Annotated in this window: 23 protein-coding genes; 16 read left to right on the top strand and 7 right to left on the bottom strand. The window is 38.4% G+C overall.

Annotated features, from left to right (window positions below; all coding sequences use genetic code 11):
* Window positions 1-155: 155 nt before the first annotated feature.
* Genes ACR30L_RS08345 through ACR30L_RS08355 form a run of 3 tightly spaced genes read left to right on the top strand, consistent with a single transcriptional unit; the run spans window position 156 to window position 2,196 of the window.
* Window positions 156-827 carry an amino acid ABC transporter permease gene (locus ACR30L_RS08345; RefSeq protein WP_435237553.1) on the top strand — a complete coding sequence of 224 codons (672 nt, stop codon included), beginning with the start codon at window positions 156-158 and terminating at the stop codon, window positions 825-827.
* Window positions 827-1,477: an amino acid ABC transporter permease gene (locus ACR30L_RS08350; RefSeq protein ID WP_435237554.1), complete on the top strand. Its 651-nt coding sequence runs from the start codon at window positions 827-829 to the stop codon at window positions 1,475-1,477. The genes ACR30L_RS08345 and ACR30L_RS08350 overlap by 1 nt, the downstream gene beginning before the upstream one ends.
* On the top strand, window positions 1,474-2,196 hold the full coding sequence (locus ACR30L_RS08355) for an amino acid ABC transporter ATP-binding protein (RefSeq protein WP_435237555.1): 723 nt from the start codon (window positions 1,474-1,476) through the stop codon (window positions 2,194-2,196). Before ACR30L_RS08350 ends, ACR30L_RS08355 begins: the two co-directional genes overlap by 4 nt.
* A 128-nt stretch (window positions 2,197-2,324) precedes the next feature.
* Here the strand turns inward: ACR30L_RS08355 and ACR30L_RS08360 are convergent, their stop codons facing one another.
* Both ACR30L_RS08360 and ACR30L_RS08365 read right to left on the bottom strand, forming a co-directional pair.
* A complete protein-coding gene (locus ACR30L_RS08360) occupies window positions 2,325-3,680 on the bottom strand; it encodes an MATE family efflux transporter (protein WP_435237556.1) in 1,356 nt (451 codons plus the stop codon).
* Between the two features lie 532 nt (window positions 3,681-4,212).
* Window positions 4,213-5,679 (bottom strand): alpha-amylase family protein, encoded by a 1,467-nt coding sequence (locus tag ACR30L_RS08365; RefSeq protein WP_435237557.1) that lies wholly within the window; start codon window positions 5,677-5,679, stop codon window positions 4,213-4,215.
* A gap of 400 nt (window positions 5,680-6,079) precedes the next feature.
* On the opposite strand from ACR30L_RS08365, the gene ACR30L_RS08370 reads away from it, so the two are divergent.
* Window positions 6,080-6,433, top strand: coding sequence for a hypothetical protein (locus tag ACR30L_RS08370; RefSeq protein ID WP_435237558.1), 354 nt, complete (start codon window positions 6,080-6,082; stop codon window positions 6,431-6,433).
* 102 nt (window positions 6,434-6,535) lie between these two features.
* Here the strand turns inward: ACR30L_RS08370 and ACR30L_RS08375 are convergent, their stop codons facing one another.
* Entirely contained in the window at window positions 6,536-7,111 is a 576-nt protein-coding gene (locus ACR30L_RS08375) for a phosphoribosyltransferase (protein WP_435237559.1), read from the bottom strand.
* A gap of 96 nt (window positions 7,112-7,207) precedes the next feature.
* Here ACR30L_RS08375 and ACR30L_RS08380 point away from each other — a divergent pair, with 96 nt between their 5' ends.
* The 7 genes from ACR30L_RS08380 (at window position 7,208) to ACR30L_RS08410 (ending at window position 14,430) form a co-directional block, all read left to right on the top strand.
* Window positions 7,208-7,801, top strand: a complete 594-nt coding sequence (locus ACR30L_RS08380) for a phosphoribosyltransferase (protein WP_435237560.1) — start codon at window positions 7,208-7,210, stop codon at window positions 7,799-7,801.
* Between the two features lie 79 nt (window positions 7,802-7,880).
* Window positions 7,881-9,437 carry an ABC transporter ATP-binding protein gene (locus ACR30L_RS08385; RefSeq protein ID WP_435237561.1) on the top strand — a complete coding sequence of 519 codons (1,557 nt, stop codon included), beginning with the start codon at window positions 7,881-7,883 and terminating at the stop codon, window positions 9,435-9,437.
* Complete coding sequence (locus tag ACR30L_RS08390; RefSeq protein WP_435237562.1) at window positions 9,424-10,503, top strand: ABC transporter permease; 1,080 nt, start codon at window positions 9,424-9,426, stop codon at window positions 10,501-10,503. The genes ACR30L_RS08385 and ACR30L_RS08390 overlap by 14 nt, the downstream gene beginning before the upstream one ends.
* Before the next feature lie 13 nt (window positions 10,504-10,516).
* Window positions 10,517-11,443: an ABC transporter permease gene (locus ACR30L_RS08395; protein ID WP_435237563.1), complete on the top strand. Its 927-nt coding sequence runs from the start codon at window positions 10,517-10,519 to the stop codon at window positions 11,441-11,443.
* Between the two features lie 58 nt (window positions 11,444-11,501).
* Complete coding sequence (locus ACR30L_RS08400) at window positions 11,502-12,584, top strand: BMP family ABC transporter substrate-binding protein (RefSeq protein WP_435237564.1); 1,083 nt, start codon at window positions 11,502-11,504, stop codon at window positions 12,582-12,584.
* 186 nt (window positions 12,585-12,770) lie between these two features.
* Window positions 12,771-13,220, top strand: coding sequence for a MarR family winged helix-turn-helix transcriptional regulator (locus tag ACR30L_RS08405; protein ID WP_435237565.1), 450 nt, complete (start codon window positions 12,771-12,773; stop codon window positions 13,218-13,220).
* 28 nt (window positions 13,221-13,248) lie between these two features.
* Window positions 13,249-14,430 carry a multidrug effflux MFS transporter gene (locus ACR30L_RS08410; RefSeq protein WP_435237566.1) on the top strand — a complete coding sequence of 394 codons (1,182 nt, stop codon included), beginning with the start codon at window positions 13,249-13,251 and terminating at the stop codon, window positions 14,428-14,430.
* 43 nt (window positions 14,431-14,473) lie between these two features.
* Here the strand turns inward: ACR30L_RS08410 and ACR30L_RS08415 are convergent, their stop codons facing one another.
* Genes ACR30L_RS08415 through ACR30L_RS08430 form a run of 4 tightly spaced genes read right to left on the bottom strand, consistent with a single transcriptional unit; the run spans window position 14,474 to window position 19,724 of the window.
* Window positions 14,474-15,424 (bottom strand): ABC transporter permease, encoded by a 951-nt coding sequence (locus ACR30L_RS08415; RefSeq protein ID WP_435237567.1) that lies wholly within the window; start codon window positions 15,422-15,424, stop codon window positions 14,474-14,476.
* Entirely contained in the window at window positions 15,424-16,401 is a 978-nt protein-coding gene (locus tag ACR30L_RS08420) for an ABC transporter permease (RefSeq protein ID WP_435237568.1), read from the bottom strand. Before ACR30L_RS08420 ends, ACR30L_RS08415 begins: the two co-directional genes overlap by 1 nt.
* Window positions 16,402-16,419: 18 nt before the next feature.
* The gene (locus tag ACR30L_RS08425; RefSeq protein ID WP_435237569.1) at window positions 16,420-17,976 is read right to left on the bottom strand and encodes an ABC transporter substrate-binding protein; all 1,557 of its coding nucleotides are present in this window, start codon (window positions 17,974-17,976) and stop codon (window positions 16,420-16,422) included.
* A 17-nt stretch (window positions 17,977-17,993) separates the two neighbouring features.
* Window positions 17,994-19,724, bottom strand: a complete 1,731-nt coding sequence (locus ACR30L_RS08430; RefSeq protein ID WP_435237570.1) for a dipeptide ABC transporter ATP-binding protein — start codon at window positions 19,722-19,724, stop codon at window positions 17,994-17,996.
* Window positions 19,725-20,092: 368 nt separating this feature from the next.
* Here ACR30L_RS08430 and ACR30L_RS08435 point away from each other — a divergent pair, with 368 nt between their 5' ends.
* From ACR30L_RS08435 to thiL, 5 genes are all read left to right on the top strand, one after another.
* Window positions 20,093-21,958 carry a sensor domain-containing diguanylate cyclase gene (locus tag ACR30L_RS08435; protein ID WP_435237571.1) on the top strand — a complete coding sequence of 622 codons (1,866 nt, stop codon included), beginning with the start codon at window positions 20,093-20,095 and terminating at the stop codon, window positions 21,956-21,958.
* Between the two features lie 82 nt (window positions 21,959-22,040).
* Entirely contained in the window at window positions 22,041-22,508 is a 468-nt protein-coding gene (ybaK, locus tag ACR30L_RS08440; protein ID WP_435237572.1) for a Cys-tRNA(Pro) deacylase, read from the top strand.
* Window positions 22,509-22,636: 128 nt separating this feature from the next.
* Window positions 22,637-23,371: a substrate-binding periplasmic protein gene (locus ACR30L_RS08445; RefSeq protein ID WP_435237573.1), complete on the top strand. Its 735-nt coding sequence runs from the start codon at window positions 22,637-22,639 to the stop codon at window positions 23,369-23,371.
* Window positions 23,372-23,494: 123 nt separating this feature from the next.
* Window positions 23,495-24,388 carry a 23S rRNA pseudouridine(2604) synthase RluF gene (gene rluF, locus ACR30L_RS08450; protein WP_435237574.1) on the top strand — a complete coding sequence of 298 codons (894 nt, stop codon included), beginning with the start codon at window positions 23,495-23,497 and terminating at the stop codon, window positions 24,386-24,388.
* Window positions 24,385-25,374 carry a thiamine-phosphate kinase gene (gene thiL, locus ACR30L_RS08455; protein WP_435237575.1) on the top strand — a complete coding sequence of 330 codons (990 nt, stop codon included), beginning with the start codon at window positions 24,385-24,387 and terminating at the stop codon, window positions 25,372-25,374. Before rluF ends, thiL begins: the two co-directional genes overlap by 4 nt.
* Window position 25,375: the final 1 nt, after the last annotated feature.

Here is a 25,375-nt window from a genome sequence, read left to right on the forward strand (position 1 = left end):
CACAACGAGTTGGTTTGAAAATTAATTGATTGATTTGTTTTAATTTAGGCAAGCGACTTTGCTCTTTTGAAGCAATATTGGATTACAACATTAATAGTGAAATAGCGTTCGGTATATTGGAGAAGGTCGCTGTTTTAATTATTTAAAGAGGAAATATGGAAAGTTATGACTTTCATTGGAATGTGGTGTTTAATGCATTCCCACAATTATTAAGCGGGGCTTTTACGACTTTGCATGTATCGGTTTTATCGATGCTGGTTGGTATTGTCGCTGCTGTCTTTTTGGCATTAGGTAAAATGTCTAATAACAAGGTGTTATCTTTTATTTCAAATGTTTGGATTGAAATTTCTCGGAACACACCTGCACTCTTCATTATTTATATGGCCTATTTTGGGTTAGGTGCTTACGGCATCCATCTTAGCCCTTATCTTTCTGTATTCGCTGCGCTTGTCTTCGTGAATGGTGGCTACTTAGCGGAAACATTCCGTGGTGGTTTTCAATCGATTCCATCAACGCAATACAATGCGGCCAAGTCATTAGGGATGAATAGTGTACAAGCCTATAAACATATTATTTTACCGCAAATGTTCAGACGTATTTATCACCCGATGACTAATCAGTTTATCTGGTCAATTTTAATGAGTTCATTGGGGATTTTGGTGGGCATGAACGATCTATCCGGTGAAACGCAACGATTGCAATCAAGTTCATTCCGAACATTGGAATTCTTTATTGTTGCTGCAGGTATGTATTATGTTATCGCAAAGGCGGTATTATTAATTGCGCATTTAGTGTCTAAGCGTATTTTTAAAGGGGAGCTTTCATAATGAATTTATTTACTCCTTTGTCCTGGAACGATACCGGTTTTATCCTGACTGGTGTGCTAAACACCGTTTATATTTCAATTATTGCCATTGTTTTTGGGACATTACTTGGATTGATTTTTGGGTTTGTAAGAGCCGAATCTAATAAAACAATTAACTTTGCATTGGGGGCTATCTTAGATGTTTTAAAATCTGTGCCGCTGATTATTCAGTTGATTTTGTTTAGTACTTTTATTGGTGCAATGGGATACCCACTTCCTCCCTTTGTGTCTGGTGCGATTATTTTAACCTTATATACGATGGCCTTTATGGTCGAAGTATTTCGAAGTGGATTTGATAATGTCCCTGATTCAATGAAGAAAGCGGCGCGCTCTTTGGGAATGAGTTATTGGCAAACCGTACGACATATTAGTATTCCGATTGGGATGCGATCCGTTTTTCCATCCTGGATCGGGGTTGGTTTGAGCGTGATTAAAGATTCAGCGCTTGTGTCTGTTATTGGCTATATGGAATTATTAAGAACTGCTGAGCAGTTGATTTCAAGGACACAGCAACCGGTGATGATATTAGTAGGTGTTGGATTATTTTATTTCCTCATCTCTTATCCATTGTCGCTGTATGGTAAACACATAGAAAGGAAAATGACAACATGATAGAAATCAAAGGTGTTCATAAATCTTTTGGTGATTTAGAAGTATTAAAAGGTATCGATTTAGAGGTTAAAAAAGGCGAAGTGGTTAGTATTATTGGTGCCAGTGGGAGTGGTAAATCTACACTGTTATATTGCATCAATGCGATTGAGTCTATTAACGGCGGTAATATCATTGTTGATGGTACCGATGTACATGCGAAAGATACTGATATTAATCTGCTTCGACAAAATTTAGGCATGGTGTTTCAACAATGGAATTCTTTTCCGCATTTAACGGTATTAGAGAATGCGGCGCTAGCGCCTCAAGTGGTGAAAGGTTTTAGTAAAGAAAAAGCTGAAGAAATCGCAACGAAAGAACTTAAGCACGTTGGACTTGGTGATAAGTTAGATGAATATCCGACTAAAATGTCCGGAGGTCAGCAGCAACGTTTGGCGATTGCGCGCGCTTTGGCAATGGAACCTGATTATATGTTATTTGATGAGGTGACCTCGGCACTTGATCCGGAATTAGTTGGGGAGGTGTTAGATACATTAAGGTTATTGCGTGATGATGGTATGACCATGATTTGTGTGACCCATGAGATTGCTTTTGCGAAGGAAGTATCCGATAAAGTGGCCTTTTTCCATAAAGGGCTAATCGAAGAAATTGGCACGCCTGAGCAAGTTCTAGAAAACCCGCAACAGGAAAGAACAAAGCAGTTTTTAAGTAAAGTGCTTTAGTGTTTTATTGATGTTGATTAAATGAAAGATAACGGCGCCTAGAGCGCCGTTTTTATTGGGGTAAATTTGGTGCGTACAGCACACCTTACATGATTATCAACGGAAGGGGACTGCGCACACTGAATTATCTAATTTGTTGAATCCACTAAACTTCGTTTCCATTTTCCACCTAACATTCTGATATGGAAGGGAACGCTTTTAATTGCTTCTTCTAATAATGTTAAAGCAAAGACCCACACGGCACTGAGTTCCCAATATAATACAAATAATGCAGACAAAGGTACGATCACGAGCCATTGTGTGTATGCATGAATTTTAAATACATGTTTAGCATCGCCGCCTGCACGTAGTACGTTTCCGCAGAATGTATTCGATGTTCTGATAAATGCGACGATGAATAAAATAGGGACAAATTGCCAAAGTGTGTTCACGGTTTCTGTTTGTAATTCGGGATAAATTAACTTAAATAAGTAGAACATGCTGACATAGGATAACGCGATCACTACGCCAATATAGAATGAAATCCGCCATGCTTTACTAATAAAGCTATCCAGTAATCCCCAGGATTTATTTCCTAGTAATTGCCCAACGAAGATACTCGTTGCTTGTGCCCATGCGGTTGACATCTGCCCACATACTTTCACCCAAGGGGCAATAAGCGTCAGTGCCGCAAATTGGTTTACACCGAGTTTTGCGTAGATCAGCATACAAATACTTGTTGCAATAACTGAGCTGATAAAGGTACCTGCAATCGGGGTTGCGTAAGTGAGGTGGTATTTAACATCGGCAGCGGTCAGTTTGCTTGGTTTATTGCTGTTTGTGATACCTGATTTTCGTTGTTTTTTTGTATAACAGGTGATTAAAAAGATTGCACGACAGGTTACGGCAATGGCTGAACCAATGGCTGCACCGGTTAATCCCATCGCTGGAAAACCTATATAACCATAAATAAGGATAAGACTAACCCCGACATTAACGGGCATTTCGATAATATTGGCATAAAAGGGAAGGCGGCTGTTTCCGGTCGCATTGAAATAAACGGTAATATTTTGGGAAATAGCGACACCAATCGTTACCAATGAGAAGGCTTGTAAATAATGGTAAGCCATTGTCGCCATTGGATCTGATTCTGCGATAAAATGTATTAACGGCTCTGCACCCGTGAAAATAAAGAGAATACCAATAAAACAAATAACACCATTAACAAATCGCCCAGAACGGAAGCCTTTACTCACGGCTAATTGATTATTGGCACCAAAGGCTTGTGCAATTATAAGTTGTGTTCCGTTTGAAAAAGCAAATAGCAGACCTAATATTATTCCACCAATACTCGCAGCAAGTCCCATTGCGGCAAGCGCTTCCTCTCCCAGCGGTGTGACGAGTACAGTATCGATTACCAATATCAACTGGAGAAGTATTGCATTCATTGCGATTGGCCAAGCGAGGGTAAATATTTGCGTTCTTCCTAGGGCTGCTTTATTCATGTTGCCGTTGTGTTCCTCTGGGTTAGTCTATCTAATATATAGTGCGCGTTAATGAAAAAAAGAGAAGGTGGTTATTGTATACTGAAAGTGCATGATTTGTCTTATTATAGGATGACGTTGGTTTAGTTTAATTTGTTTGAATTGAAATCACGTGACAGTGATCAGGTTTATTCGGGCAATTAGGGCGATAGTACGTTGCTGTCAGGTTATATTGCAGTTGGTTCGCTTGGAGGATGGGGATTTACTTTAAAAGAGCGACTGAAGTCGCTGCCCCAGTGACATCTCGTCTTTGGGGCGTCGACTTTAGTCGATTTATCACGTAAAGCATGATGTTTTACTCAAACTAAGCAACTGAAATCGTTGCCCCAGTAACATCTCGTTTTTGGGGCGTCGACTTTAGTCGATTTATCACGTAAAGCATGATTTTTTACTTAAACAGAGCGACTGAAGTCGCTGGCCCAGTGACATCTCGTTTTTGGGGCGTCGACTTTAGTCGATTTATCAAGCAAAGCATAATGTGCTATTTAGTCTATCAAACCAGTAATAAGGCTGATTTACAGTTAATGTTCAAATTTAATCTACCGTGATCTAATTTATAGTCAGCTTTAGTTAATAGGTCCTGCATGCTTTTATGCCATGGAATTTCAACAAATACAGGGGTTTTAGCTTTGTTAATGGCGACAATCCCTTTGTATCCACGTGAAAATATTAATATATCTTGATTGGCATAAAGTGAGTTCATTGTTTCGCCGTGCGTATAGTTATGAAATTGAATCATTTTCGCCATACGTTGATCTCGCCAACCATTCATCCAGCGTGGTTGCCCCTGTTTGTTAACAATCTTGCTTGGGTTTAAGTCTGCGTAAATTAAAGGTACACCTCCGTCACGGCCTAAAATATAACTGTAGGCAAGCCATTCGTTTTGCTCATCCATTAACATGCCACGAAAGTCTTCGTTATTGGGGATGTCATGGGTAATTGCAAAGGTTGTTGAGCGAAAACTATATAACGCTTGTCCGACGCAGTAGGGATTAACTAGAGATTCCATGCTGCCATCATTTTGTAATGCCTGGAATAAGGTATTAAATAATGGGAAGTCGTAGGCGCCTAGCTCGGTTTTTTCCATATAGGGTTTGAGAAACAGTTCGTATTCTTCTTTTGTTGCGCCGCCATCGGTGATTATTTCGCCGAATATATGCATATTTTCGGTGATATCTTTTGTCCAAATACGCTGTATGTGTTCCAAACTCATATGTTTAGCGGCATCGATTCGAAATCCTTTGACGCCTAGTTTTTTCAAAGCCTTCAGATAATTTCGTTGTTGCTCAATAACATAGTCACACACTTTCAGTTTAGGCAAGCCAGGATCATTTTCACCATCGGTAATACGTCCGTTTTGAACTTCCCAGGTGTTTTTCCAATCATTTATGCCAAAGGCATCGGCAAAGTGAGATTCATTGAATAAGGGTTGGCTTAAATCACCGAATAACGCTTCTGCCTGATAATATTGTTTATTCTCTTTGTAATGTTGAAGTTCAGTTGCCGAAGGGTATTGTAAATCGCTGCGTTTGTTAGCTTCATTTGCCATATGATTAAACACAACATCGGCGTATACACGAACACCCTGCGATGCTAGCTGGTTGATCATGTCTGTGAAATCTTGCGTATTGCCCAGTTGATTATCAATCACTCGGTAATCTTGTGGTTGATAACGTTGCCACCACGCAGTGCCGTTTGTATCGACAAAGGATTTCATTGCGGGCGAGACGAGTACCGAACGATAGCCAAGTTGACTTATTATTTCAGCATTGCGTGCTATATCCGCATAGGGCCAATCGAAGGCATGCAGAATAACGTCTGTTTTTTCTATGTTGTTTGGGTTAAATACAAGTGCTTGATTGACGTTCGCTTGTTCTTTTATTTCGACCTTTTGGTCGTTTAACATAGTGCTTTTTAACGTTTCAATTTCAGCAGTATGTGTATTGTATTGGTATTCCATGCAGTTTCTCCTTCAAGATAGGATGCGTATGGATCGTTAATTTACGCAAGCTAACTGAGTAAACGGTGAGGATCACATTCCATAAAGGCAGATCACTCGAACCTAAAACTTTTACAGATGGTCACATTATAACCAATAAAGTGTGATATTGATCAATATTTATTTGTAACAAAAGTTAAAGTGAAAAAAAGAACCAAATAAGCTTTAACTAATATCACATAAACTTTATATTGATCATGGTCTTACTCTATATCTATGCTATGGTTTGAAGCACGTAAACTATTCTATTTAGCGTGAAGGATTGATTTTCTTGTTACGCTAATGCTCTAATTTTAAACACTTTTAAATTAACTTACTAATTATGCGCAAATATGAGTTGCGCAGTTTATGGAGATTACTTATGGACACTGGATCGTTATCCGATGACAAATCAAATGCCGCTTCTAAAGAGAATGTAATGCAAAATATGGCTTCGGTGAACAAAATTGCAATAGCTTGTCCTGCTGGAGTTGGTTCAAGTGCAGTGGGTGCAAACCTATTACGTAAAAAAATTAAAGAAGAAGGACTTGATGTTAGTGTTAAAAATATCGCCATTAAAAATCTTTCTGACGATATTGATTTGGTTATCACTCAAGAAAAATTAACTGAAGAAGCGAAACAATATGCACCTAGTGCCATTCATATTTCTTTGGGGCATTTTCTAGACAATAAATTATATGCGACATTAGTGACTAGTTTAAAAGAAGCACAGTAATCATTTTTTTATTTAAATGTAGTAGTATGAAACAACAGTGCTAGATTTAAGTAGTCATGTAGAAACAGTAAAAAACCGCAACTCAATGAGCTGCGGTTTTTTTTAGTCTTCGGCGGGGAGAAAATCTTTTATAATTTCATATAAACGTGGGCGTTGCTGCGCGATTTCATCGGCTGATAAACCTTCAAGTGAATGCGGATATTTCAACCATTGATCTGTTTCATGAATAAAATAATCGGGAGCACGATCGGTTTGGTTACGCGAAGGTTTATAAAATGGTACCGCGACTCTTACATCCTGAGGCATATTTAAACGAGTTTGTTTTTTTAGCTCATTAATAATGGCTTCAATTGATCGACCTGTATCAAAAACATCATCCACTAATAATAGTTTGTCGTCACGTTGCAAATTGTCGACTAAATATTTAATACTGTGCACGCGAACTTCTCGGTTTTGTTGATCGATTGCAGCTTCGTAGGAAGACGTTCGAATTGCGATATGATCGGAATGAATACCATGCACGGCAAGGAATTCCTGTACCGCGATACCAATTGGTGCACCGCCACGCCAGATAGCGACAATAAAAGTGGGATTGAATTCACTATCAAGTACTTTCCGTGCAAGTGCATAGGAATCTTCTAGTAAGGATTGTGCGGTAAGGTAACGTTTTTCTGCCATTTTTATTCCAGGTTCAATATTGAATGAAAAGTGAATTTATGTTCTAATTCAAGCCTTAAAAATCCTGCAAATATAACATATAAAGTTGGTGATTTCTTGGCTAAATATCCTGAAAAAGTCTTTTTAGATGAAGATTCCTTAATTGAAGAATCTTTTCAATTAGCAACCCAAATAATGGCAAGTGGCTTTAAACCTACTTTTATCGTTGGTCTCTGGCGTGGCGGTAGTTCAGTGGGAATTTATGTTCAAGAGTGTTTACAAACATTAGGCGTGAAAACCGATCACATTTCTATTCGAACGTCCTATACTGGTTCTAAAAATTATCAAACAAGTTCGCATAATGAACAACCCATTCGTGTTCATGGACTGACTTATTTGGTTAAGAAGCTCAATGTCGACGATAAATTACTGATTGTTGATGATATGTATCGTTCGGGCAAAAACGTTAATGCGACGATTAGTGAACTTAAACGTCGTTTGCGAAAAAATATGCCAACCGATGTACGCGTTGCAACGGTATGGAAAGATGCATCGTTATCTGATGATGAGGGGCCCGATTATAGTGTTCATCAAACCAAAGATTGGGTTGTGTTTCCCTATGAATTACAGGGACTGACATTAGAAGAGATTCAAAAACATAAATCTTTTGCATACAAATTCGTTGATCCGGCGTTATTTATTGAAAGCTGACCTCTAACTTAGCTAATTTATTTCGCAATATGATGTGCAACGGATTGTCTTCAATATATAAACATACAAAGGGACTGTCTTGACTAAAATAAAGCGCTTAGAACTGCGAGGTATCACGAAACGATATCCGGGTTGTGTTGCGAATGATAATATCGACCTTATTATCGAACCCGGTGAAATTCATGCGTTATTAGGTGAAAATGGCGCGGGTAAAAGTACCCTAATGAAGATCATCTATGGCGTTACTCAGCCAAATCAAGGCGAAGTTTTCTTCAATGAACATCCTGTAAATATTAAAGATCCTGCCCAAGCCCGTGATATGGGTATTGGTATGGTTTTCCAGCATTTTTCGCTATTTGAATCTCTTACGATTGTAGAAAATATTGCTCTCGCCCTAGGTGAGCAAGCGGGTGATATTAAATCTTTGTCTGAACGTATTCGTATTGTTTCTAATCGATATGGTATGCCATTGCAGCCCGATAGATTGGTGGCGACATTGTCAACCGGTGAACGCCAGCGAGTGGAAATTGTTCGTTGTTTAGTACAGGACATTGAATTACTTATTTTAGATGAACCAACCTCAGTATTGACCCCTCAAGAAGTTGACTCTTTATTTACTACTTTGCGCCATTTATCCAGTGAAGGTTGTTCAATTTTATTTATCAGTCATAAGTTACATGAAGTGACCGCTTTATGTGACCATGCGACGATTCTTCGCCATGGCAAAGTCAGTGGTACTTGTATTCCTAAGCAAGAAACCTCGAAATCGATTGCGACTATGATGGTCGGAAATGAAACCCCCATATCGACAACTTATACTAAGGTCGTTGCGGAGGAAGATTTTCTCCGCATTGATAATTTATCAACGAGTGCGAAACATGATTTCGAAGTGGCATTAAAAAATATCGACCTCAGCGTTAAAAAGGGTGAAATTCTTGGTATTGCTGGCGTTGCTGGTAATGGCCAAGAGGAATTGCTAATGGCGTTATCCGGTGAGATAAAACAAAAGAAAAGTAAACAACCAAGGGTTTATTTTGATGGTCAACCCGTGGATACATTGAGCCCATTAAAACGTCGCCGTTTAGGAATGGGCTTTGTACCTGAAGATCGTTTAGGGCGAGGCGCTGTTCCTAGTATGACCTTGAGTCAAAATACGCTGTTAACGAGTTTTGATTTTGGATTAGTGTCAAAGGGCATGATTCAAATGAAGAAGATGGTTGATCGTGCTAAATATATTATTGATAAATATAAAGTTAAAGCAGTTGGTGAATTTTCTCATGCGGAAAGTCTATCGGGTGGTAATTTACAGAAATTTATTATTGGTCGCGAGATGGAACAAAAACCCAAATTATTACTCGCTGCTCACCCGACTTGGGGAGTTGATATTGGTGCTCAAGTTGCGATTCACGAAGCGTTGATTAAATTACGTGATCAAGGTGGGGCGATACTTGTTGTGTCGGAAGATTTGGACGAGTTATATCAAATTTCAGATCGTCTTTGTGCGATTTGTGATGGACAATTATCTCCGATTAAAGCAACCAAGGATGTAAGTTTAGAAACGGTAGGGTGTTGGATGGCAGGGGATTTTGCAGCCGACAGTGCTATTGAAAAGGAAACCAACCATGTTGCGTCTTGAAGCGAGACCTGAAGTATCGACGTTTTGGTCTTATATGTCACCCATATTGGCGGGCGTATTAACGTTAATCACTGGGTTTATTTTGTTTTCGATGCTAACCGATGACCCCGTCTATGCATTAACAACCTTTTTTATTAGCCCGATTTCCGATGCCTATGGTGTTTCAGAATTGCTATTAAAAGCGTGTCCTATTTTGTTGTGTGCCTATGGTTTAGCGATTTGTTATCGAGCCTCTGTTTGGAATATTGGTGCGGAAGGGCAATTATTAATGGGGGCGTTGATTGGTTCTACCGTTGCCTTATTATTCGTTGACTCGACTAACACCATGGCAATTCCATTAACCTTATTGGCTGGTGTTGCTGGTGGGGTTGCATGGTCAGGTTTTGCCGCATTATTGAAAGTGCAATTTAATACGAATGAAATTTTAACCACGATCATGATGAATTACATCGCCTTGAATTTGCTCGTCTGGTCTGTGCATGGGCCGCTTAAGGATCCGAATGGGTATAACTTCCCGGAATCAGCCTTATTTGGAGATTCAACATTATTACCTATTATTTGGCCTGATACCCGTTTGCACATTGGTATTATTTTCGTCGCGATTGTAATGGGTTTAACTTGGGTATTTTTAAGTCGAAGTTTTATTGGTTTTCAAGTACAAGTGTTGGGACTTAATCCGCCAGCAGCAAGAATGGCCGGTTTTAAGGGAAAAAAATTAACCTATTTAGTGTTAATGATTTCAGGGGGATTAGCAGGACTAGCAGGCGCAATGGAAGTTGCAGGCCCTATTGGACAGTTAGTCCCGGCCGTTTCTCCTGGCTATGGTTATTCCGCCATTATTGTTGCATTTTTAGGTCGCCTTCATCCCGTCGGTATTACTTTATCTGGATTATTAATGGCACTTATTTTTATGGGCGGTGAGTTAGCACAAATCGATTTAGGGTTGCCAAGTGCAATTACAGGGGTATTCCAAGGGTTACTGTTATTTTTCCTTTTAGCCTGTGATGTGTTTATTCGTTATCGTATTGTTAACGTACCCGCGTTACCAACATCTTCTGCTTCTTAACGGCGAGTTAATTATGGACTATGATTTATTTGTAAATATCTTACATGCAACGATTCGTACCGGTACGCCATTGTTACTTGTGGCATTGGGCGAGATGGTATGTGAGAAAAGCGGTGTGTTAAACCTTGGCCAAGAAGGCATGATGCTAATGGGCGCAGTGGTTGGTTTTATCGCTGTTTTCCATTTCGATATGATTGCGGTGGGCTTTGTAAGTGCCGCTATTGTCGGTATGCTAATGTCGATGTTGTTTGCCTCTATTGTGCTATTTTTAAATGCAAATCAAGTGGCAACTGGATTGGCCTTAACTATTTTTGGAAGCGGGTTATCTTCTTTTATCGGTGTCGATTATGAAGGGAAGATTATTAATAGCCTAGGTAAATTATCTATCCCATATCTGTCGGATATTCCTCTGATTGGTGAGGTTTTTTTCAATCAAGATTGGGTCGTTTATTTTAGTTTTGCTATGTTTATTAGCATCTATTTCTTTTTCAAGAAAAGTCGTGGTGGATTGATTATTCGCTCTGTCGGTGAAAACCCAGATGCAGCCAATGTGATTGGTTTATCAGTTATTAAAGTACGATTTTTAGCAATCTGTTTTGGTGGAGCGATGGCGGGTATTGCTGGTGCATACTTATCGTTAGCTTATACACCGTTATGGACTGAGAATATGACGTCGGGTCGTGGGTGGATAGCCCTTGCCTTAGTTGTATTTGCAAGTTGGCGTGCTGAACGAATTATTCTAGGAGCTTATCTATTCGGCTTTGCGAGTATTATTCATTTAGTCGCACAGGGGTTAGGATTTGCTATTTCATCTAACCTATTGGCAATATTGCCATATGCAGCAACGATTATTATTTTAATTATGTTGTCTGCAAATAAAAGCAAACTAAAACTATATGAGCCTGTATCATTGGGTAAACCATGGTTTAAAAAGCATTAACAATGTAAAAACAGTTAATTAACGGAATTATTTCGCTATTAAAATGGAGATTTCATCAATGAGTTTATTTAAAAATATTGTTAAGTGTTTCGCAATTGCGCTAGCACTGACAACGACCTTTGTACATGCAGAGGATAAAAAACCACTTAAAGTCGGCTTTGTTTATGTTAGCCCAATCGGTGAAGCGGGTTGGACGTACACACATGATGTCGCACGTAAGTATATTGAAGCACAATTTGGCGATAAGATTGAAACAACTTACGTTGAAAACGTCGCAGAGGGTGCGGATGCTGAACGTGTTATTACACAATTAGCAAAAAACGGTAATGACCTTATCTTTACCACTTCTTTTGGTTACATGAATCCAACCATTAAAGTGGCAAAACGTTTCCCTAAGGTTAAATTTGAACATGCAACAGGTTACAAACGCGCTAAAAATGTGGGTACCTACTTCGATCGTATCTATCAAGCTCGATACTTAACGGGTGTACTAGCCGGGTATATGACTAAAACCGATACTATTGGTTATGTAGCGGCTTTCCCGATTCCAGAAGTTATGCGTGGTATTAATGCATTTACATTGGGATTACGTTCAGTTAAACCAAATGCAACGGTTAAAGTTGTTTGGGTAAATAGCTGGTACGATCCAGGTAAAGAACACGAAGCTGCAAGTAGCTTAATTCAACAGGGCGCAGATGTACTTACGCAACATACTGATTCTCCAGCACCCGTACAAGCTGCTGAAGCTGCTGGTATCTATGCCATCGGTTATCATTCTGATATGAGTGTTTTTGGTCCTAAAGCTTTCTTAACGTCACCTGTACATAACTTTAATGAGTTTTATGCAAAACGTGTTCAGCAAGTGCTTGATGGTACATGGAAATCTGAAGATGTGTGGGGTGGTATCGATACGGGTATGACAACATTAGCACCACTGAATAAATCAGTACCTGCAGATGTTGCTCAAAAAATCCAAGCTATTTCCGATGATATCGCATCCGGTAAATTGCATCCTTTCGCTGGTCCAATCATGAATCAAGCGGGACAAATTATTGTCAAAGAAGGTGAACAAATTGCTGATAAAGAATTATTGGGTATGAGTTACTACGTTAAAGGTGTTGAAGGTAAATTACCTAACTAACCGCATTATTTTTATGATGCTCCTATTACTCGATAGGAGCATTTTTCTGCTTTATTTTTCTATTATATCTCCTCGTTTCTTTTCTTTTTAGTTATTTTAAATCGTTAAATGAATTTATTGTGATTGACAATAGCAATCAACTTAGTTAGGGTGCTAACTAAGTTGATTTGATAGGTATTATCATTTATGAATGAAGTAGCAGAACAATACGATATTAATGAATCCTTCCCTATGCTGATGTCTAATTGTGTCAAGTTGATGCGAGAATCGCTCAATGCTCGATTGATAAAAAATGGATTTATGCTCAGCTCTGAGCAGTGGATATTACTGGTGTTTTTGGCTAAGCAAGATGGTATTACGCAACAGGTATTAGCTGGACATTGTGGAATTACAAAGGTGTCAGTGCTGAATTTAATTAAAAAATTAGAAAAGACTGGCTTGATTGTGCGTCATCCGGATCCTGTAGACGGTCGTTCTAATCGAGTTTATTTAACCCTTGAAGGACGAGAGCTTCAACAAGCATTGATACCTATTGTGAATGAAAACACGCAACGAATTATGCAGGGGATTGATGACAATGATATTGAACATCTGAAACAAACCGTACGTCGAATCATCACCAATTTAAATAAATAATCATTTATATGTTCAAAGAGAAATAAATATGGCACATACCGATAAAAGAAAACTTATCCTCCTAATTGCATTATTATCTGCATTCCCACCTTTATCAACGGACATGTATTTACCTGCTATTCCATTGCTAAAAGAGATGTGGGGAGTGCCCCTTGCAACCATCAATTTAACCCTTGTGGCTTTCTTTTTGGGCTATTGTGTTAGTTTGTTGATATATGGTCCCTTATCGGATAAATACGGACGTCGTCCATTGCTGTTGGCTGGCATTGGTATCTATATTGTTGCCAGTCTGTTTTGTGGTTTTACAGATAATGCATATAGTTTAATTGTGTTACGTGCATTACAGGGAATAGGCGCGGCTTCTGGCTCCGCATTGGCACTTGCGATGACTAAAGATTTGTTTGAAGGCGATGAGCGTCAAAAAATATTAGCAACCGTTGCCGTTATTATGCCATTAGCCCCAATGGTTGCGCCGATTCTAGGTGGATGGATAATGGCTTATGTATCATGGCCATGGATCTTTGTTGCGCAGGCATTGATTGGTTGTGTTGCTTGGTATGGTGTCTTCCGTATGGAGGAATCGGTTAAAATACTGTCGGATAATAAACTGATTGAAACCGGTAAAGTGTACTTATCTTTATTTAAAAATCATCATTATATTATTCTGGTTCTTCTCTTTTCTTTTTCAACGCTGGTTCATTATTCTTTTATTGGTAGTGCTGCTGATATCTACATTAGTCGTTTTGGACTATCTGAACAGACATTTGGGTACTTTTTCGCTTTTAATGCTCTGTGTATTATGTCCGGTGCCTTTACCAGTAAAAAAGTTAAAAACATGTTGAGTATTAAAAGTGTCTTAACGATTTCTTTTATCGGTATTCTACTTGGTAGTGTGGTCATGGTTAGTCAATTATTAACCGGTCCATGGGGACTTGCCTTGCCGATGATGCTAGCGTCGTTCTGTTTTGGTTTAAGCCGTCCTTCAAGTAATCATTTAATGCTTGAGCAGGTTAATACACATGTCGGCTCTGCTTCTTCGTTATTAGTCTTTTTTAATTTTGTGGTTGGCGCGTTAGCAATGTGGATGATTGCGCTAAATTGGAGTGATAAAATATTTACAATAGGCATGTTTGGTATTGTCAGTACAGGGATTATCTTAGCGATTTGGATGGTAATTAGTGAGCAATTTTTTGATCAAGAAAAGAGCTAGCAGTGGAAGAGGCACATCTTAAATCAAGATGTGCCTTTATTCGTTAACCTTTGTAGAGTTTTGGATTAAATACGTCACGTAACCAGTCACCAAGCATATTGATAACCAATACAAGTACAACCAATACGAGGCCTGGGAATAAGCTTATCCACCATGAGCCTGAACTAATGTAATCAAATCCATTACTAATTAAAGAGCCTAATGAGGGTTTCTCCGCTGGCATCCCTAAACCAAGGAATGATAGTGCCGCTTCACTCATAATTGCATTTGCAATTTGCACGGTTGATATCACCAAGATAGGCGATAAACAGTTTGGTAGAATGTGTTTAAACATAATACGACCTGATTTAAAGCCCATTACTTTTGCTGCTTCAACATACTCTTTCTGTTTTTCCGCAAGGGCAGAGGAGCGAATTGTTCGTGCATATTGCGGCCATTCTGCAATACCAATAATTAACATCAACAATATAATGGCATATTCACTGTAAAGCTGCGGGCCAAACATTGTCTTGAAAATAGCGGAAATAATAATCGCAACCATTAATGTAGAAAAAGACAGTTGTACGTCTGCAATACGCATTAACAGATTATCAATCCAACCACCGTAATATGCAGCAGTTAAACCAATCACAATGCCCATCACCATTTGCAAAATCACGGCAAATAAACCGATCATTAACGAGGTTCTTAAGCCATAAAAAATGGTAGAGAGAATACCGCGACCTTGTTCATCTGTGCCTAATAAAAACGACAGCAGGTGACCATCTTCATCGGTTACATAGGCCATATCATCGGGGTTTTGCATCCAGAATGGTGGTAATTCTGAATTCATAATATCGATAGTAGCGAGATCATAAGGATTATGAGGCGATAACATCGGTGCAAAAATAGCGATTAATATGAACATCACAAAAATGATAAAGGATGCAATGGCAACTTTATCGCGACTAAAATAGTAGAAAAAATCTGATTTGAAAAAAGGATGGTTTTTCATTAGTTTTTTCCTCCTGTCACATTAACGCGTGGGTCAATAAAACCATAAATAATATCAATAATGGTGTTAGTTAATACAAATATAAAACCAACAAAAATGATATAGGTGGTAATCAATGGAATATCGGCACGATTAATGGCTTCGAGGAACATAAACCCAACACCAGGCCACTGGAATACGGTTTCCGTTAATAGCGTATAGGCAACCATAATACCGAGCTGCACGCCGCCAACGGTAATAACCGGTAACATGGTGTTTTTAAGTGCATGCTTGTACCAAATAACACGATTGGTTAATCCTTTGGCTTTGGTAAAGCGGATATATTCGGAGCCTAATGCTTCAAGCATTTCACTTCGCACGAGGCGAATAAATAACGGGAGCATGATTGAAGACAAGGCAATTGAAGGTAAAATTAAGTGCTTAATACCATCAATAGTAAATAATCCAGATTCCCAGCCTAATAAGTTCACCGTATCTCCCCGTCCATAGGAAGGTAACCAACCTAGGTGCTGGGAAAATAGGAAAAGTAATAAAATAGCGGTCAAAAATACTGGCACGGAAATACCAATAATACTGATCCCCATAATACTTTTGGTGATCCAATTACGCGGATGAATCGCTGCATAAACACCAAGTGGAATTGAGAATCCAATAATAAAGATGCTCGCAATAACCACTAGCTCGAGTGTTGCGGGTAATTTCTCAAGAATAATGTCAGCGGTAGGGCGTTTGTAGAAATAACTCGTACCAAAGTCACCCTGTAATACATTGGTTATAAACCGACCGTATTGTACTAAAAAGGCATCATTAAGGCCTAGCTCTTCTCGTACTGCTGCTTTTTCTTGAGCCGATGCCGTAATGGAAACCATTTCAGCAACCGGATCACCAAGTTTACTTTGCACGGCAAAAGCAATCAACGAGATGGCTAGCATCACGATGACTACTTGAGACAGGCGTTTTAATAAAAAACTTATCATATATAGCTGTCTACTTTCCTATTTTTCTTTAACGATTAAATCGCCAAAATGAGGGAAGTTTTTAAGGTTCACAATTTCAGGGAAGTTTTGAAGTTTGTTTGAATAACCCCAAGCGTGGTTTTGCCAATGAAGCGGAATAAATGCGGCTTCTTTGTATTCAATATCACTGATTTTTTGTAAAAATTCAGCACGTTTTGCACTATCAACACTCTTATTGGCTTCACCAATTAAACTATCGACTTCCGTGTTGCTGTAGAAACCACAGTTATATTGGCCAGCACCTGTGTCACTGTTACGTGTCATGGTTAAGAACTCTGAGTAGTTAGCAGAATCACCTGTGTCTGAAGACCAACCGATCAGTTGTAAGCCTGAAGCACATTTATCAAACTCAGGCCAGTATTGTGCTTTTGGCATGGTTGTTAAATTAACTTTGATATTAATTTTTGCTAGCATTGAAGCAACCGTTTGAGCGATTTTTTCATCGTTAACATAACGGTTATTTGGCGAAATCATATCGATAGTAAAGCCATTTTCGTAACCCGCTTCTTTCATTAATTCACGTGCTTTTTTAAGATCGAAACGAGGCACTAGTTTTGGATCGTGACCAAGGTATACGTCTGGAGAGGCTTGACCTGCAGGTGTTGCAAAACCACGCATGATCTTTTGTGCAATCCCTTCATTATTAATGGCATGCACAACCGCTTGACGAACACGCACATCTTTAAATTGTGGGACAACTTTTTCGTTCATTTGAACCATAATAATACGGTCAGAAGGAATTGTGTAAAGTAGGTTGTTTTTGTTTTCATCAACACGTTGTAGATCCGTTGGTGGAACTGGATTGATTAAATCTACATCGCCAGAAAGTAGTGCAGAAACACGTGTCGCATCTTCTTTAATTGGTACTAATGTAATGCGATCAACGTTACCACGACTTGCCCAGTAATCATCAAATTTTTCGAATACGTTTTTAACACCCTGTTGACGGTATGCATAAGTAAATGGACCTGTACCAGACTCATGGGTTGCAGCAAAGGTGTTTTTAGCTTTTTCGATACGATCTTTTGGTAAGCCTTGATCATCTAAACCGGTGTAGAATTTTTGATCTAGGATGAATAGGTAAGACATATTTGCTAAAGCAAGTGGGTAGATTTCTTTAGAGATTAAATCAACCGTGTAATCATCAACTTTCACCATTTTTTCATAGGGTGCGAAAATAGCTTTAAAATCAACTGAATTACTAATGCGGTTATAACTGAAAATAACATCGTCGGCAGTCATTGTGTTGCCAGAATGGAATTTAACCCCTTCACGCAAATGGAAACGCATGGTTTTATCGTCAAGTTGCTCCCAACTTTTTGCTAGTCGCGCTTCTGGGTTTAGTTTGTTATCGAAACGCACAAGGCTATCAAAAACCAGGTGTGACATTTGTAAAACACCCGTAGAAATTTGCTCATTAGGATCCATCGTAACTGGGTCTGCTGCATAAGCAATCGTGATATCTGCTGCTTGTACGCTTCCCATGCCTAATGTGGCACCTAGTGCGATTGCTAACATACTTTTATTAAATTTCATATTATTTCCTTTTATGATTAAGCAGTGTGTTGTAAATTTTCAAAACGCGGCATTAAATTAATTAAATGACGCGTGTACTCTTGATCTGCATGTTCAAACAATGCATCTGTTTCTTGGCATTCCACTAATTTACCGTGTTGCATCACTGCAATGCGGTCACACATTTGTCGAATTACCGGTAAATCGTGACTAATAAAGAGCATTGATAAGCCAAGCTCCTGTTGAAGATCTTTTAAAAGATTTAATATTTGTGCTTGTACTGATACATCAAGTGCTGATGTTGGTTCATCACAAATTAATAAACGTGGTCGTGTTGCTAAGGCACGTGCAATTGAGATTCGTTGGCGCTGCCCGCCTGAGAATTCATGGGGAAATTTATCACCTGCATTCTTAGCAAGGCCGACATGGTCAATTAAATCACGCACAATCGATTGAATTTCTTGTTCGCTCGATGCGAGCTTATGAAAGCGAATAGGTTCAGCAATAATATTTTTAACGCGCATTCTCGGATTTAATGAAGAGTAGGGGTTTTGAAATACCATCTGCATTTGACGACGGAAGGGTAAGCGTTGATGTTCACTGGTTAAGGTAGTTAATTCTTGTCCTTCGAAAATGATATTACCTGTATCGGGTAGATACAGACTTGTAATCGCTCGTGCAATGGTGGATTTACCGGAACCTGACTCGCCCACAAGACCAAATGTTTCACCTTGTTTAACATCAAAACTAACATGGTCAATCGCTTGTATATAACGACGTTTACTTGGGAACATTGAATTTTTAGTGGTAAATCGAAGGCTGATATCGCGTACCGAAAGAATATTGCCATCGTATTCAGGTGCGTCCTGTGATTGGCCTAACCAGTGATTTTTTAAATCAAGAGGTTGGTGTTCCGTTGCATCTTCAATATATGAAACTAATGGGAAACGATGCAATTTAATGGAGGCCTGCGGAACGGCTGAAATTAAACTTTTAGTATATTCGTGATTCGGTTCAAGTAGAACTTGTTGGGTCGTGCCTTGTTCCATTAATTCACCACGGTACATCACAATCACGCGGTCTGTTACGGATGCAACAACGCCCATATCATGGGTAACTAAAATACAACCCACATTGTTTTCTTTACACAGTTTTTTTATCAACTGTAATATTTGATCTTGAATTGAAACGTCTAATGCGGTGGTTGGTTCATCGGCAATAATCAGTTTTGGATCCGTTGACAATGCAATCGCAATAACAACACGTTGTCTCATGCCACCGGAAAATTGATGAGGGTATTGATTTAATCGAATGGCAGGTTCCGTAATTCCAACGGCTTCAAGCAGTTTAATGGCTTTTTCTTTTGCCTGTGCATGGGATAATGAAAGGTGTGCCAGTATCGGTTCTAATAGCTGTTCACCAATTGTATAAAGTGGGTTCAAAGATGTCATCGGGTCTTGGAATATAAAGCCAATGTCTTTGCCACGAACATGTCGCATATCACGACTTGAAAGCGCGCGGATATCAACATTATCGAGACTTATTTCCCCCGATTCAACATATCCCGGCGGGGTAAGTAAGTCTGCAACTGCATTACCCACTGTCGATTTCCCTGCGCCCGATTCACCGACGATTCCTAATATTTCACCGGCGTGCAGTTCAAAGGAAATATCTTTGGCTGCATAGAATTTCTCGTGGCGAGAGGGGTAGACAATATTCAATTTATTTATATTCAGAAGCGGGGTTTTGTGGTGAATATCGTTTTCCATAACCAAGTATCATGCCTTTTTTGAGTAATAATATTGCAATACGATATTTACTTATATCAAATATATAAATGTATTGCGAATCATTTAATGGTGAATCATTTTGTTCGTTTTTTATTAAACAATCATCCTGATAGTTTAATTTTATTTATCTGTTATTCTTTTTTATTCCGTGTTTTTTCAGTTTAATAGGGGGATGGCTATCCTCTGAAAAACCATTAAATCAAGCTGTTTAAACGTTTCTATATTAACCATAGTCCCTAAATAGATATGTTTGCAATATTATGAATTCCCACTTATTCTTTTATTTCTCATACAAATAATATAACAAATATTTGTCTACCAATCGATTTTTTAAGGTACATATCGCGATGAATTTAGCGCAAAGAATGATTAATTCGCTTAACGTGTTATTTTTTATTGTGTTAAGTGGATTGGCTATTAACTTCAACGTTAGTGCTGAACCTGTCCATAAAGCGGTAGATGGTGTTATCGATTTAAGAGGACAAATTAATGAGCATCGATTAGTCTCATTAGAGGGCGAATGGGACTTTTTCTATAATCAACTTTTATCTCCGCAAGAAATTGAACAACATATCTCAAGCAAAAAGCACATTGATGTACCGAAATCCTGGGATCTGTCGACTTTTGATCCTGATGTCGATTTTGCACGAGGGTATGGAACTTACCATTTAAAAATATTAATGGATGATTTTGATCAACCCATTGCTATTTATATTCCAGTTATTAATAGTGCTTATCGGTTATTTGTCGATCAGGATTTGCGGGTTGAAGTCGGAGAGGTCGGAACATCTGAAGCATCTACGTCGCCACATTATGCTCCCCAACCGCTTATTCTTTTTCCAGAAAATCCTGAAGTTAATCTAACCATACAAGTTTCTAATTATGGCTATAATTGGGGCGGTTTGGCTAAGTCATTACGAATTGGGAAATTACTTGTTTTATCCTATGAAATAAAAAAACAGGTTATGAATAAAATATTTATTAGTGGTTTTTTATTCGCCATTATGATCTACAACCTAGCCCTTTTTTCATTACGCCGATCTAATCCTGTTCCCTTAATTTTTGCTTTATTTTGCCTATGTTTAGGTATTCGTGAATATGTGGTAGAAAATTACCTTATTTTAAATTATTTTCCAACATTGGGTATTCGATCATTACTTACCGCCGATCATCTCAGCTTTTTTATTGCAGTCGTATTTGGGATGCATTTTAATTACTTAATATTCAAACAGCATTTTAATTTCTTTTTCGTTAAAACAACTTACTTTTGTAGTCTTGTTGCGAGTGCAGGTTTGATTATCTTTGGCCTCAATATTAGTCATATCACCTTATTATTTATGCAAATATATGCACTTTTCTCTGTCGCTTATGTTTTTTACATTCTTATACTCGCATATAGAGCAAAACAAAAAGGCACCCGAATTATGGCTTTGGGTAGTGTCATTCTTGGTTTTTGTATTATTAATGATATTTTATATGCGATGGAAATTATTCAGAGTAAGTATCTCGCTTCGTTTGGCACGGCTGTTTATGTATTATCTCAAAGTTATTTAACGGCAATTAATCTTAATAAAGGGTTTATGCGGAGTAAATTATTAAGTAAAAAGCTGGAAAAACAAAACATTGAATTGAAAAATTTAACCCAGCAACAAGAAGATAAAATCATTGAGCGAACAAATGAGTTAGCACTAGCAAATAAACATTTAGAACAACTTGCCCATAATGATGCGTTGACTGAAATTTTAAATCGTCATGGCATGCTACCTATTATTGAACAAGAGCAAGCACGTTTTGAACGTAATCAGGTTGGTTATTCAATTGCATTGTTAGATTTAGATCACTTCAAATGCATTAATGATAAATTTGGTCATATTGCCGGTGATAAGGTCCTTAAAGCGATTGTTGATATCGTCAAAAATATTATTCGGGATCAAGATCAGTTTTCTCGTTGGGGGGGTGATGAGTTTGTATTGTTATTACCGGATACTGATATTGATGGCGCTAAAAAATTAGCAGAAAAAATACGCAGATCAGTAGAACAGATCTCAATGAGTATTGAGTATCAACAAATAAGTTTATCTGTGACTATTGGGGTGGCAGAAATTCGTGCCAATGAGCAATTTAGTGAAGTATTAAAACGAGCAGATAAGGCAACCTTTAAGGGGAAAGAGCAGGGCAGTAATCAAGTTGTTTGCGATCGCTTTTCAAATTAAGTGCTAATTATTTTAACTTGCCTAACTAAAAAGGGTAAACTACTACCAATTCAAATACATATTGATTGATAGCGGATAAATAATGACACCTGCAGTTCAAGTATTAAAAAAGAAAAAAAAGCCCTACAAAATTCATGAATATGGTCACGATGCAAATAATAGCCACTATGGATTAGAGGCTGCTGAAAAACTGTCGGTGGCACCTGAATGCGTTTTTAAAACACTTGTTGTCAGTCTGAATGATGGTCATTTAGCTGTTGCCATTATCCCCGTGTCATCTATGTTAAGCATGAAAAATATGGCTAAGTGTGCAGGCGCTAAAAAATCCGAAATGGCGACACCAAAAGATGTCGAACGTTCTACAGGCTATGTATTGGGTGGAGTGAGTCCCCTTGGTCAAAAGAAAAGATTAAAAACTATTATTGATGCATCGGCACAGGATTATCAAACAATCTATGTGAGTGCAGGAAGAAGAGGTATGGATATTGAACTTTCTCCCGATGATTTGTGTTTATTAGTAAACGGGCATTTTGCTGACATTTGTCAATAACTAATAGTGATATACCTATTACCATTTAAAATGCATTTATCAGTCATTTATTCGGATGCCAAAGCAAGACTAGTATGATGATAATGACGAGCCTTTGAATGGCAATGGATATAAAAGAAAGGGATTTCATGAAGAAACTGTTATTCACCATATTATTTATTTTTCTACATAATATGGCTTTTGCACAGGATACGTTAGTGTTTGGCAAAGTTGAGGAAAATTTTGACCAACTTGTTAGTGCTGAAATTCTAAAGGTAGTTTATCAAAAGTTAGACTTACCCGTGGAAATTATCGATATGCCTGGTAAAAGATCATTAAAGGAATCTAATGAAGGCCATATAGATGGTGAAGTAACGCGTATCACTGAAGTTTCCAGTGAATATCCTAATTTGATAAAAGTGCCTACCCCGATCAATTATATTGAACCTTCGGTCTTTTCGATAAAAAGCCTTACGGATATTTCCGGTTGCCAATCTCTAAAAAATTATCGCATCGCCATTGTCAGAGGGTTAAAACATGCCGAATTATGTACTAAAAAATTATCCCAGGTAAAAGTGGTTAATCATTTAACAAAGGCGTTTAAATTACTTGAGGCTGAACGTGTTGATATTGTTATTACCTCAAAAATTAACGGTTTATATTTATCTAATAAATTGGGATTAAAAACGGTTAAAATAGCCTCCCCCAGTTTGAGTCATTTGCCCGTTTATCATTTTGTGAATAAAAAACATAAAGCATTAGTTCCTAGAATAAATAAACTTTTATTATCAATGCAAGCGAATAAAACGTTATCGCAGTTACGCGAAGAAATCATTACTCGATTAGTAAATGATAAGCAACTCAATATTTATCACATTAAATAATAGTCGGGTCTACCACCTTCAAAAATCAACAACTTTTCTTGGACTCGCATTTACCTTTGTGTTGAGTATAATACCCAGCTTAAACACCCAACAACCGTGGGTGGTCAATGATTTATATGGGATATGAATGTGGACAAAAACACCGAAAAACGTCTGAATAAATATATAAGTGATTCAGGGGTTTGCTCTCGTCGCGAAGCGGACAAACTGATTGAGCAAAATAGGGTGAAAATCAATGGCGAAGTGCCTGAATTAGGCACAAAAGTACAAGTTGGTGATCAGGTTTTTGTTGATGGTAAACGTATCAATGCCGTTGCCGAGAATAAATCAGATCGTATTTATATTGCCTATAACAAACCCATCGGTATTACCTGTACAACGGAACGAGATATTCGTGGAAATATTATTGATGCGATTAAACATAAAGAACGTATCTTTCCCATTGGCCGTTTAGATAAACCATCGGAAGGATTGATCTTTCTAACCAGCGATGGCGATATCGTTAATAAAATTCTACGCGCAGAAAATGCACATGATAAAGAATATTTGGTGACTGTCGATAAGCCCTTGAGTGAGCGTTTTGTAGAACGCATGGAACGTGGTGTGCCTATTTTAGATACCATCACAAAGCCGTGTACCGTGAAAGTAAAAAGTCGTTTTGTATTTTCCATTATTTTAACCCAGGGACTTAATCGTCAGATTCGTCGTATGTGTGAGTACCTAGGTTATGAAGTCACAAAATTAAAACGTACGCGCATTATGAATGTTCATCTCGATAAATTAAAACCGGGGCAGTGGCGAGACCTTACGCAACAGGAAATGAATGAAATTAATCAAGCCGTTTCCCATTCGTCTAAAACTGCGATTGAGTCGGCTGTGCCAAATAAAACGGTGAAAAAAACAACTAGAAAAACATCGCCTAATTCAGGTGGGAAAAAGATTTTTGTTAATAAAAATAAACAAAAAACGGATAAACCATCGTCAACAAAACGCACCTTGAAGTTAAAACGTAAATGAGTTTAGGCGAGTTTGATTTAATTGCTAAGTATTTCAGCACTCAGACAGTACGACTCGATAATGGTGTCGCTGTCGGTATTGGTGACGATTGTGCAATTTTAGATATTCCAGACGGACACCAGTTAGCCGTGAGTACCGATACATTAGTGTCAGGTATTCATTTTTTTGCCGATGTTGATCCTTACCGATTGGGTTACAAAGCGCTTGCTGTTAATTTGAGTGATCTAGCTGCAATGGGCGCGAAACCTAAATGGGCATCGCTCGCAATTACGCTGCCGGAGATGAACGAACAGTGGGTAGCAGCTTTTTCTCGAGGTTTTTTTGATCTAGCGAATCGGTTTAACGTGACTCTGGTCGGCGGTGATACGACCAAAGGCCCTTTGTCGATAACGGTTTCCGTAAAAGGTATTGTGCCACGCGGCGCGGCTTTGCTTCGCAATCAAGCACAATATGATGATTTAATTTGTGTTTCTGGTCATTTAGGAGATGGTGGATTAGGGCTTCAATGTAAACAACAAGCATTAGCGGTATCTCATCAGTCTTATTTTATTGATGCATTAGAACTGACTGACCCTCGAGTTGATTTAGGTCTTCAATTGCGTCATTTAGCGTCAAGCTGCATGGATATTTCCGATGGTTTTACACAGGATTTAACATATATTTTAAGGGCGTCTCATTGTGCTGCTGCAATTGACGTAGATAAACTCCCGCTTTCAGACGTTATGCTTAACCAAATTAAATTGGGGCATCTATCTGAACAACAAGCGTTACAATATGCATTAACCGGTGGCGATGACTATGAACTGGTATTTACCATTGCCGCTTCACAGCTCACAGAATTACGTCATTTAAGTAACGACAAAATCACGGTCGTGGGTAAAATAGTTGATCGTGCACAAATCAACACAACAGACACATTGATTCAGTTGTTTAACAATAAACAAGCGATCTCATTTTCTCAACAGGGATGGGATCATTTCCATTAAG

The organism is Psychromonas saccharinae, from assembly GCF_051201515.1.
GTDB lineage: Bacteria > Pseudomonadota > Gammaproteobacteria > Enterobacterales > Psychromonadaceae > Psychromonas.